Raw genomic sequence first — 10,183 nt, 5'->3', positions numbered from 1 at the left:
GGCCGCCCGCGCTGCCGAGGACGCGGCGACGGCCCTCAAGGAGGCCGACGCCCGGCTCGCCGACGCCGCGTACCGCGCCGGCTTCGCCACCCCCGCCCAGGCGGCCGCCGCCCTCCTCGGCGCCGCCGAACTCCGTACCGCACAGGCCCGGTTGGACGCCTGGCGGCAGGAGGAGGCCGCCGTCGCGGCGGCCCTGGCCGACGAGGAGACGGTCGCCGCCGCCGGCCTGCCGCCCGCCGATCCGGAGGTCGCGGACGCCGAACTGGCCGCCGCCGTCGCCCGGTTGCGGGCCGCGTCCGACCGCGACGCCGAGGCCCGGCGCCGCTGCGACGCCCTCGACCGGCTCTCCGCCGAGGCCGCGCACGACGTCCGCCGGCTCGCCCCGCTGCGCGAGGAGTACCACCGCATCGCCGGCCTGGCCACGCTCGCCGCCGGCACCTCCGCCGACAACGAGCTCAAGATGAGCCTGGAGTCGTACGTCCTCGCCGCCCGCCTGGAACAGGTCGCCGCCGCCGCGACCGTCCGCCTGCACCGGATGTCCGCCGGCCGCTACACCCTCGTCCACTCCGACGCCCGCGGCACCGGACGCGGCCGTAGCGGCCTGGGCCTGCACGTCGTCGACGCCTGGACGGGCAGCGAGCGCGACACCGCGACCCTCTCCGGCGGCGAGACGTTCTTCGCCTCCCTCGCCCTCGCCCTCGGCCTCGCGGACGTCGTCACCGAGGAGGCGGGCGGCACCCGCCTCGACACCCTCTTCATCGACGAGGGCTTCGGCAGCCTGGACGAGCAGACCCTCGACGAGGTCCTCGACGTCCTCGACTCGCTGCGCGAACGCGACCGCGCGGTCGGCATCGTCAGCCACGTCGCCGACCTGCGGCAGCGCGTCCCGGCACAGCTCCAGGTCGTCAAGGAGCGGTCGGGCTCGGCGGTACGGCACCGGACGGCCGGGGACCGTCAGGCCGGCTGAACGCCCGCCGCTCCAGCGGCGACGAGTACACGACGCTCGTCGTCACCGACCCCAGCGCCCCGATCCGCCCCGCCACCTCCTCCAGGTGCCGCATCGACCGGGCGGCGACCTTGATGACGAAGCAGTCGTCCCCGGTGACGTGGTGCGCCTCCAGGGCCTCCGGGGTGGTGGCGAGGAGGTCGTGGAACGGCTTGTAGTTGCCGTTGGGGTACCGCAGCCGCACGAACGCGAGCACCGGCATTCCGAGCCGCTCCGGCCGGACGACTGCCGTGTACCCCTCGATCACCCCCGCCTCCTCCAGCCGCCGGACGCGCTCGGTCACCGCGCTGGAGGACATGTTCACGATCCGCGCCAACTCGGCGTATCCGACGCGCCCGTTCCGCTGGAGGGCGTCGAGTATGCGCCAGTCGGTGGCGTCCGGGGAATGTTCGGTCATGGGCGGTGTCTAGCAGGGAAACCCCGGGCGAATCAAGGGTTCGGCCGGGGGCGGGTGGTGTCCGCGGGCGATCCGGCCGGGAAGTCCGTGCAAGCACGGTGTCGCACGGAGTGTCGTCGGTCACTTCCGGTCAGCGCGGACCGATCAGCGCGGACCGGTCACCGGATGAGCGGACGGCCGGTCGCGCCCTGACGGAGTGACGGCGCGCCGCCGGGTGTTGTCGGGGTGACGCGGTGACTGTGCGACGCATTCACCCCGCGAAGGTGGAGTACTTCCGACGAATGGCGGCATGGACGTATTTCCGGCCCGGTCGCGGGCCACGGCGACGTCGGTGAGCGCGCCGCGGACGGTGGACAGCACCGGCGGGTGCGTCCGCAGGACCTCCTCGACCACTGACCGCCGACCGCCGGTCGCCACCCCCGGGCGTATGCGACAGCTCCAGCACCGCGCGAAGCGGTACCGGGTGATGCAAGCGGGAGGGTCTCGGCCCAGGGCGTTTCGGCGCACTCCGTGACCCCGCCGCTACCGTCGCGGCATCCACGGCGGTACGCCGGGAGGGCCGGGGAATCGACGGAAAGCGACGCGGGCCGCCGGGGATCGGCCGTTCCCCGCCGGCCGGAGCCCGCATAGATTCTTCGGCATGACGATCAACGCCTTCGCCGCACCCGCCGACTCCGCCGCCTACTTCGCCGCCCGCCTCGCCTTCCACACCGACGTCACCGACGTGCACGCCGCGCTCGCCGCCGGTGCCGCGGAGTTCACGGTCGTCGACTCGCGCTCCACGGTGGCGTGGGACCAGGGACACGTGCCCGGGGCCGTGCACCTGCCCACGGCGCAGATCCCTGAGCTGGCGGCCGAGTTCCTCGATCCGGCGCGGCCCGTCGTCGTCTACTGCTGGGGGCCCGGGTGCGACGGGGGCACCCGGGCGGCGCACGCGCTCGCCTCGCGGGGGTACCGGGTGAAGGAGATGCTCGGGGGGATCGAGTACTGGATCCGCGAGGGGTACGAGGTCGAGACGTGGGAGGGGAAGCGCCGGCTGCCGGTGGACCCGCTGACCGCGCCCGTGGATGGTGGGGACTGCGGCTGCTGAGGTCAGTCCCGCGCGAGGGCGGTGAGGAGGGGGCCGGGGTCGCGGTCCCTCGGGAGGTCGCTCACCTGGCCGTCGCCCACCTCCACCACCCGCCACACCCCGTCCTCCCGGAGTGCCATGTCCGTGGTCACGAAGCGGCAGGCCAGCGCTTTCACACAGGGCGCCACGGCGGTCAGGTCCGGCTCCGGGAGGTGCTCCGGGAAGTGGTCCGGGGTGTCCGGGTGGGCGGTGACGAGGACCGGGCGGCCGTTCAGCCACCACACCCTCGCCTCGCCCGTCGGCGTGAAGCGCTCGAAGGAGCGCAGGACGACGCCGCCCGCGAGGAACTCCGCCTGGAGTTCGACGAAACGGCCGACGACCGCCGCCAGCCGGTCCGTATCGGTGAGGTCGGGGACGTAACACGCCTCGTCGCACTCGTGTTTGCGGGATTTGACGAAGTCCTTGACCATCACCGGACCGCCGCCGCCCAGCAGGGCCGCGCCCGCCGCCAGCCGCTCCCTGCCCGGGGTGCGGCCGGCCGTCGTCGGGAACCACACGCTGCGCGGCGTCACCGGGGCGAACACCCGGTACCAGCCCGGCAGTTCGTGCGCCCGGCGGTAGTCCTCGGGCGGCGTCAGGAGCGTCACCCCGCGCCTGGCCAGGGCCGCCGCCAGCTCCGCGTACCGCGCGGCCGGGATCATCCAGCCCCGGTACCACGCCGGGCCCGCGTCGCGCGGCACGCCCGCCACCGCCCCCGCTGCGTCCCCGGCGAGCAGCGCGTCGTGGTCGATCCGCCCGACCCGCAGCCCCCGTTCACCCGCCGCCCGCGCCTCGGCGGCGAAGTGCGGGTCCGTGCGGCGGGGGGCGAGCGGGTCGCGGCAGAGGAGGAGCAGGGGGGGCATGTCCGGGACTCTACGCGGACGTCGGGAGGATCTCTTCTCTGTGATCCGAGTCACTTGGGGTGGCTCGCGTGGGGTGCGGGTTCGGCGTGCGGTGGGGGAGCGGGGTCGGTTTCCGCTGGTCGCCGCGGTGAAGCTCGGCTGTCGGTCCGGATTGGTCTACGCCTCTGTGTGTTCAATTGATCACGCGTCGTAAAAAAGTCGCCATGGGCATACGTGTTCGGGCGTACCCATTCGCAATCCTGCGAGGGAGGACAAACGTTCTCCGGCGCCCGGGACACCGGGGGTTGGGCGTCGCGCCGACTATCTCAAGGACTGCTCATGACTGTTCATGACGCGTTGGACTTGGCGGCCTTGGCCGCCGCCGTGCGGGTGCTCGTCCCGGACGTTCGTGTCCTCGCGCGGCGCATGCTCGGTCTCGGCGTACGGATCGGCATCGCCGGTCTGTCGGACGGCATGGTTCGCACCCACACCCGCACCCGCGGCTCCGGTGACGGACCGGCCCTGTCGCCGGTCCCGCGCGACGAGGAGGGCTGACCGTGACCATCCTGCCGTCACCCGACGAGGCCGACGGAGCCGGCGAGGCGCAGCCCCTCCTCCCGCACGACCCCTCCTGGGAACTCGACGCGCTGCAGGGCGTGGAGTACCGGATGCCGTCGGATCTCGAGGCATTCTGCGACCTCTACGCCCGCACGCACCTGCGCTACGCCCACGCGATGCTCAGGGATGAGGAGGCCGCCAAAACCGTCGTCCGCCGGGTCTATGTCCACCTGGCGCTCAACTGGGTCATGGTGCTGAAAGAGGAGAGCCCCGCGACCTACGCCTTCTCCTACCTCAAACAGTGTGTGGAGACCCAGCTGCGGCAGGCGGCCCGAGCCACGCTGGAGGCCATGCGCAGGCAGTTGCAGGTGATGGACTCCGCCCTGGGCCTCTTCAGCGCCATAGCGTCGCTGCCTCCCCGGCAGTACGACGTCATCGTGCTGCGCTACGTCCTGGGCTACCCCTGTTCTCACATCGCTTACGTCATGGGCATCAAGGTGGACACCGTCCGCACCCACCGCCGCCTGGCGAAAGAGCGCATCGCCACCAAACTCGGCCTCTCCACACCACCGGCCGCCGACGTAGACCTAGAAGAGGAGTGACGCCGTGCCGCGCAGCATCGACGATTTCCTGGCCGGAGCCGCCCTGCCCGACCCGTTCTCCGACAGGGACATCGCCGCCCTGAAACACGAGGTCGTCCGGGACGTCACCGAAACCCTGATGTTCGGGGCCGTTCCCGCGCCCGTCGGAGAGTTTCCGACGTCGCACGGGGTGGCGCAGAAGCGGCTGCGCGCGCTGGCCGCCTCGCTGCTGCACCGCGACGCGGTCGGCGACCGGCTGCACCGGCTGTGCGACGAGGGGATCGACCCCGAGGGAGCGCTCGACTTCGGGTGTCTGCTGAGCCTCGCGGGGGAGCCGGCCGGCGCCCAGTTCTGGTGGCAGTTCTCCGCCGGGGTCGGCAACGCGCTCGCCGCCTACTGCCTCCACCTGTTCCACCTGGGACGCGGTGACCTCCGCGACGCCGACCACTGGTTCCACCAGGCCATCACGCTCCCCGGCCATCGCTCCAGCCTCATCGCCGAAGGAGTCGCCGCGCCTCAGCCGAACGTCCCCAACGACGCGCTGCGCGCGGCCGTCGGCCGGCTGAAGGCCGACGACGTCGAGGAGTTCGGGCTCGGTAGGGTGCTCCACCCCGATCCCCGGCTCGCCGACCAGATCGAGGAACTCGCCGGCGTCCTGTGACCCGGCGGAGGGCGGCCCGCCGGTGCGGCCGCCCTCCCCGGTCCGCCCGTCAGAGCGCCGACAGCTCCGCCACCAGGTCGTCCAGGCCCAGCGAGCCCTGCGACAGCGCCGCCATGTGCCACGCCTTCGCGTCGAACGCGTCCCCGTGCCGCTTCCGCGCCGCCTCGCGGCCCGTCAGCCAGGCCCGCTCGCCGAGCTTGTAGCCGATGGCCTGGCCCGGCATGCCCAGGTAGCGGACGAGCTCGCTCTCCACGTAGTCCGCCGGGCGGCTGCTGTGCAGCCCGAAGAACTCCTGCGCCAGCGCCGGGGTCCAGCGCTCGCCGGGGTGGTACGGGGAGTCGGCCGGGATCTCCAGCTCCAGGTGCATGCCGATGTCGACGATGACGCGGGCGGCGCGCATCATCTGGGCGTCCAGGTAACCCAGCCGGCGCTCCGCGTCGGTCAGGTAGCCCAGCTCGTCCATCAGCCGCTCCGCGTACAGCGCCCAGCCCTCGCAGTTGGCGCTGACGTGGCCGAGGGTGACCTGGTAGCGGGAGAGCCGGTCCGCGACGTGCGTCCACTGGGCGAGCTGGAGGTGATGGCCGGGGACGCCCTCGTGGTACCAGGTGGACACCAGGTCGTACACCGGGAAGCGGGTCAGGCCCATGGTCGGCAGCCACGTCCGGCCCGGGCGGGAGAAGTCCTCCGACGGCGCCGTGTAGTACGGGGCCGCCGCGCCACCGGGCGGGGCGATCCGGGACTCGACACGCTTGACCCGCTCGGCCAGGTCGAAGTGGGTGCCGTCCAGCGCCTCGACGGCCTCGTCCATCAGGCCCTGGAGCCACTCCCTGACCTCGTCCACGCCCTCGATGTGCGTGCCGTGCTCGTCGAGGTGGGCCAGCGCCTCCCAGGGCGTCCGCGCCCCCGGCAGGATCTTCTCCGCCTCGGTCCGCATCTCCGCCAGCAGGCGGTGGAACTCCGACCAGCCGTACGCGTACGCCTCGTCCAGGTCCAGGTCGGTGCCGTTCCAGTAACGCGACCAGCGGGCGTAGCGCTCGCGGCCCACCACGTCCGGGGCGCCCTCGACGCCGGGGGCGTAGACGTCCCGCAGCCAGTCGCGGACCTCGGCGAGGGCGCCCGTCGCGGCCTCCGCCGCGCCGTCCAGCTCCGCCCGCAGCGCCTCGGGACCGTCGGCCGTGAAGTCGGCGAACCAGCCCTTCCCGTCCGTGCCGATCCACTCGGCGAGCTGCTCCAGCACCGTGGCCACCTGCCGCGGCCCGCCCGGCAGTCCGCGCTTCAGCCCCTCGGCGAGCGACGCCCGGTAGCCCTCCAGCGCGGCAGGCACCGCCCGCAGCCGCGCGGCGACCGCGTCCCAGTCCTCGTCCGTGTCCACCGGCATCAGTGTGAAGACCTCGCGCACCGAGTGCAGCGGCGAGTGGATGTTGCTGACGGCGCGCAGCGGCTCGCCCGCGTCGTGCACCGCGAGTTCGGCGGTCAGCCGCTCGCGCAGCAGCCGGCCGCAGCGCCGCTCGGCCTCGTCGTCCGCGCCGGGCAGCCGCTCGGCCTCCGCCAGCCGGTCCAGCGTCTCCCGGGCCAGCGCGGCCACCGCCTCCTGCCCCTCGGGCGAGAAGTCGGGCAGCAGGCGGGCGCTGGACGCCACACCGAGGTAGGTACCGGTGATCGGATCGAGCTCGACGTACGCGTCGACGTAGGCGTCGGCGACCTGTCGGGGCAGCTGAGTGCTGGTGGTGTTCGGCATGCGCCCATCCTCGTACGGCGGGGGCCGCCGCGTCACGCGGGATTCGCCGCGCCCGGGTTGCGGGCGCGCCCGGCGGTGAGGCGCGGGACGGCCGCCGGGGTGACCCGCGCGGTGATCACCAGCGTGCCCTCCTCGACCTGGTAGTCCAGCGGCAGCCCCAGCCCGCGCATCGCCGCCACCATGCCCGTGTTGGACGCCCGCGTCACCGCGTAGACGCTCTCGCAGCCCGCCTCCGCCGCCATCACCACCAGCCGGCGCAGCAGCTCGGCGCCCACGCCGCGCCGCTGCCAGGCGTCCTCGACGAGGAGCGCCACCTCGGTCTCCTCGCCGTCCCACAGCAGGTGGCCGAGGGCGACCAGCCGGCCGGACGGCGCGTACGCGGCGAGCGTCCGGCCGAACCGCGGGCCCAGCAGGTGGCCGAGGTAGCGGTCGGCGGCGGCGACGTCCCGGACCGGGCCGTGGTAGCGGAGGGCGAGCGTCGCGGGGGAGCAGCGCTCGTGCATCGCCCTGGCCGCCGCCAGGTCGCCGGTGTCCGCCCGGCGGACGGTCACCTCGTCCCCGGCGGGCAGCGTCAGCACGTCGTCCCGGCGCGGGAACCGCGGGCCCAGCCGCGCGTCCAGCTCGACGAGCGCCCGGGCGCGCGCGAACTCGGTGGGCGTGAACGGGAGATGGGGGCGCTCGATGGTGATCGTGCCGCCGGACGGGTCGCGCAGCCGCAGCACGGTCTCCCGCCACTCGCCCTCCGCGGGCACCTCCGACGCGCCCGCCGGCGCCGAGCGGATCGCGCACCGGCCGAGCAGCCGGCGCAGCGCGAGCGGCAGTTCGGCCGAGTCGAGGGCGGTGCGGGTGGCGAGGTCAAGCACCCGGGTGGGGGCGTCCACGAGGTCGTGGGCGTCCGCCCGCTCCAGCCAGGTGGCGCGGCCGCCGCCCGCCTCGGCGGCCCGCGTGAGCGCGTCGGACGTGAGCCCGCCCGGTGCGCGCAGCAGCAGCTCGTCGACCGTGCCCTCGGTCAGCGGGTGCGTCTGGAGGGCGAGGATGTCGACGCCCCGGCCGGCCAGGGCCAGGCAGAGGGCCGCCAGGCTGCCCGGTGCGTCGCGGACGGTCGTGCGCATCCGCCACAGCACGCTGCCGACGGTCTCCTCCGGTGCGGCGGGGGCCGGCGCGGGCGCCGTGGACCGCGCCCGCCGCCGGTGCCACCAGGTGTGGAACCCGGCCGTGGCCAGCAGCGCGGCGGCCGACCCGGCCAGCAGGGCCGGACCGTCGGGACCGTGGACCACGGTGTCGGCCACGCAGTCGGCGGCGGCCACGGCGGTGAACAGGGCGGCGAGCTCCGCCAGGTCACGCCGCCAGTGGTGCGCGCGGCCGGGGGCGTCCGTGGGGGTCGCGTCGGTGTCGGTCATGGTGACCACCCTGACGAACTGGTGTTGCCTGATCACGAACACCTCGTGTCCGGCGGGTAAAAGACACCTCTGGCGCGTTACGGACGGGTTCGCTCCCTTGGTCCCCGGCGGCCGTGGCCACCTGTGACGATGCCGGGCGCCGCGGCGTGGATACTGGCGGGCATGCGCGTTGACATCGACATCGAAGCCGCCGGCCGTGCCGCCGCCTACCGGCTCCTCACCTCGGTGGTCGTGCCCCGGCCCATCGCCTGGGTGTCCACGGTCTCCGAGGACGGGACGACGGCCAACCTCGCCCCCCACTCGTTCTTCACCATCGCCTGTGTGGAGCCGCCGATCGTGCAGTTCACCTCGGTCGGCCGGAAGGACACCCTGCGCAACGTGGAGGCGACCGGCGAGTTCGTCGTCAACCTGGCCCCCGAGGGGCTGGAGGAGCGGATCAACGGCACCGCCACCGACTTCCCGCCCGGCGTCGACGAGTTCGACGCCGTCGGCCTCGCCAAGGAGCCCTCGCTCACGGTGAAGGCGCCGCGGGTCGCGGACTCGCCCGTCGCCCTCGAATGCCGGCTGCACAGCACGCTGTGCCTGGGCGACTCCACGGTCGTGTTCGGCCGCGTGGTGCACGCCGCGGTCAGCGAGTCCGTCCTGGACGGCGACCACCCGGAGATCGCCCGCATGCGCCCGCTCAGCCGGCTCGGCAAGGACGAGTGGGGGACGGTCGGCGGCGTCCACTCCACCCCCCGGATCCGGTACGCGGACTGGCCGGCGGGCGGCGCGGGCTGAAGCGCGGGGGAGGAGCCGGGCGCGGCGGGGCCCGGTTCCTCCCCCTACCCTCCCGCGACCAGGTCCCGCAACGCGTCCTCCACCCCCCGGTGGAACGTCGGGTACGCGTAGATCATGTGCCGCAGCGTCTCCACCGGCACCTCCGCCTGGACCGCCACCGCCACCCCGTACAGCATCTCGCCACCCGACGGGCCGGCCGTCGTGGCGCCGACGAGGATGCCGCGGTCCGCGTCCTCGACCAGCTTGACGAGGCCCTGGTTGCCGGCCTTGTGGATCCAGCCGCGGGCCGAGGACGGGACCCGCGCCAGGCCGGTCCGCACCCGCAGGCCGCGGTCGCGGGCCTGACGCTCCGTCAGGCCGACGGCGCCGATCTCCGGGTCGGTGAAGGTGACGCGCGGCAGGGCGCGGTAGTCGGCGCCGGGGCCCGGCTCGCCCAGGATCTCGCGGGCGACGATCTCCGCCTCGTACATGGCCACGTGCGTGAACGCGCCGTGGCCCGTCACGTCGCCCGCCGCCCACAGCCCGTCCCCGGCCCGCATCCGGCCGTCCGTGCGGACCGAGCGGGCCCCCGGGTCGAGGCCGACGGTCTCCAGCCCGAGGTCCCGCAGGTCCGCCCGGCGGCCGGTCGCCACCAGCAGCCGGTCGGCGGTCAGCTCCTCGCCGCCCTCCAGGACGAGGGTGAACGCGTCGCCTTCGCGGCGGGCGGCGGACGCCCGGGCGCCCGTGCGGACGGTCAGCCCCTCCGCCGTCAGCACCTCGGCGAGCAGCGCGGCGGCCTCCGGCTCCTCCGCCGGGACGAGGGTGTCCGTCGCCTCCACGACCGTGACGTGCGTCCCGAACCGGGCGTAGACCTGCGCCAGTTCGACGCCGATCGAGCCGCCGCCCAGGACCAGCAGCGACCCGGGGGGCTCGGTCGCGGCGATGGCGTCCCGGTTCGTCCAGTAGGGGACGGCGTCCAGCCCCGGCACCGGCGGGATCTGCGGCTTCGTCCCGGTGGCGACCACCACGCCGCGCGCGGCCTCGAAGACGCCGCCCTCCGGCCCGTCCACCGTCACCGTCCGCGGGCCGGTGAGCCGCCCCCGGCCGCGCGCCAACCGGCCGCCCTTGTCGCG

Annotated in this window: 11 protein-coding genes; 6 read left to right on the top strand and 5 right to left on the bottom strand. The window is 74.5% G+C overall.

What is annotated here, in order from left to right:
- Positions 1–967 (top strand): SbcC/MukB-like Walker B domain-containing protein (locus JNW98_RS21970; RefSeq protein WP_308015645.1); only part of this gene is annotated, 967 nt, incomplete at its 5' end.
- Here JNW98_RS21970 and JNW98_RS21965 read toward each other — a convergent pair.
- Positions 906–1,403, bottom strand: a complete 498-nt coding sequence (locus JNW98_RS21965; protein ID WP_223769988.1) for an Lrp/AsnC family transcriptional regulator — start codon at positions 1,401–1,403, stop codon at positions 906–908. The two genes, JNW98_RS21970 and JNW98_RS21965, sit on opposite strands and share 62 nt — an antisense overlap.
- A 640-nt stretch (positions 1,404–2,043) precedes the next feature.
- Between JNW98_RS21965 and JNW98_RS21960 the strand changes: the two genes are divergently transcribed.
- The gene (locus JNW98_RS21960) at positions 2,044–2,493 is read left to right on the top strand and encodes a rhodanese-like domain-containing protein (RefSeq protein ID WP_223769987.1); all 450 of its coding nucleotides are present in this window, start codon (positions 2,044–2,046) and stop codon (positions 2,491–2,493) included.
- A gap of 2 nt (positions 2,494–2,495) precedes the next feature.
- On the opposite strand, the gene JNW98_RS21955 is transcribed toward JNW98_RS21960, so the two are convergent.
- Positions 2,496–3,374, bottom strand: a complete 879-nt coding sequence (locus JNW98_RS21955) for an ATP-grasp domain-containing protein (RefSeq protein ID WP_223769986.1) — start codon at positions 3,372–3,374, stop codon at positions 2,496–2,498.
- Positions 3,375–3,692: 318 nt separating this feature from the next.
- Here JNW98_RS21955 and JNW98_RS21950 point away from each other — a divergent pair, with 318 nt between their 5' ends.
- From JNW98_RS21950 to JNW98_RS21940, 3 genes are read left to right on the top strand one after another with little or no spacing between them, the layout of a single operon-like run.
- Positions 3,693–3,908: a hypothetical protein gene (locus JNW98_RS21950; protein ID WP_223769985.1), complete on the top strand. Its 216-nt coding sequence runs from the start codon at positions 3,693–3,695 to the stop codon at positions 3,906–3,908.
- Positions 3,909–3,910: 2 nt separating this feature from the next.
- Positions 3,911–4,513, top strand: a complete 603-nt coding sequence (locus tag JNW98_RS21945; RefSeq protein WP_223769984.1) for an RNA polymerase sigma factor — start codon at positions 3,911–3,913, stop codon at positions 4,511–4,513.
- Positions 4,514–4,517: 4 nt separating this feature from the next.
- The gene (locus JNW98_RS21940) at positions 4,518–5,153 is read left to right on the top strand and encodes a hypothetical protein (RefSeq protein ID WP_223769983.1); all 636 of its coding nucleotides are present in this window, start codon (positions 4,518–4,520) and stop codon (positions 5,151–5,153) included.
- Positions 5,154–5,202: 49 nt separating this feature from the next.
- On the opposite strand, the gene JNW98_RS21935 is transcribed toward JNW98_RS21940, so the two are convergent.
- Entirely contained in the window at positions 5,203–6,891 is a 1,689-nt protein-coding gene (locus JNW98_RS21935) for a DUF885 domain-containing protein (RefSeq protein WP_223769982.1), read from the bottom strand.
- 32 nt (positions 6,892–6,923) lie between these two features.
- Complete coding sequence (locus JNW98_RS21930) at positions 6,924–8,291, bottom strand: GNAT family N-acetyltransferase (protein ID WP_223769981.1); 1,368 nt, start codon at positions 8,289–8,291, stop codon at positions 6,924–6,926.
- Between the two features lie 162 nt (positions 8,292–8,453).
- Here JNW98_RS21930 and JNW98_RS21925 point away from each other — a divergent pair, with 162 nt between their 5' ends.
- Positions 8,454–9,071 (top strand): flavin reductase family protein, encoded by a 618-nt coding sequence (locus JNW98_RS21925; protein ID WP_223769980.1) that lies wholly within the window; start codon positions 8,454–8,456, stop codon positions 9,069–9,071.
- Between the two features lie 44 nt (positions 9,072–9,115).
- On the opposite strand, the gene JNW98_RS21920 is transcribed toward JNW98_RS21925, so the two are convergent.
- The coding region (locus JNW98_RS21920; protein ID WP_223769979.1) for a dihydrolipoyl dehydrogenase family protein at positions 9,116–10,183 on the bottom strand (1,068 nt) is incomplete at its 5' end.

Source organism: Streptomyces huiliensis (genome assembly GCF_020037025.1).
Classification (GTDB): Bacteria; Actinomycetota; Actinomycetes; order Streptomycetales; family Streptomycetaceae; genus Streptomyces; species Streptomyces huiliensis.
The sequence above is the reverse complement of the archived record's forward strand: the minus strand, read 5'-3'. Positions and strand labels throughout refer to the sequence as shown.

Excerpts from the sequence above, each read along its gene's own strand:
- JNW98_RS21950 (WP_223769985.1), top strand. The coding sequence starts at position 3,693 with ATGACTGTTCATGACGCGTTGGACTTGGCGGCCTTGGCCGCCGCCGTG.
- JNW98_RS21955 (WP_223769986.1), bottom strand. The coding sequence starts at position 3,374 with ATGCCCCCCCTGCTCCTCCTCTGCCGCGACCCGCTCGCCCCCCGCCGC.
- JNW98_RS21965 (WP_223769988.1), bottom strand. The coding sequence starts at position 1,403 with ATGACCGAACATTCCCCGGACGCCACCGACTGGCGCATACTCGACGCC.
- JNW98_RS21925 (WP_223769980.1), top strand. The coding sequence starts at position 8,454 with ATGCGCGTTGACATCGACATCGAAGCCGCCGGCCGTGCCGCCGCCTAC.
- JNW98_RS21935 (WP_223769982.1), bottom strand. The coding sequence starts at position 6,891 with ATGCCGAACACCACCAGCACTCAGCTGCCCCGACAGGTCGCCGACGCC.
- JNW98_RS21960 (WP_223769987.1), top strand. The coding sequence starts at position 2,044 with ATGACGATCAACGCCTTCGCCGCACCCGCCGACTCCGCCGCCTACTTC.
- JNW98_RS21930 (WP_223769981.1), bottom strand. The coding sequence starts at position 8,291 with ATGACCGACACCGACGCGACCCCCACGGACGCCCCCGGCCGCGCGCAC.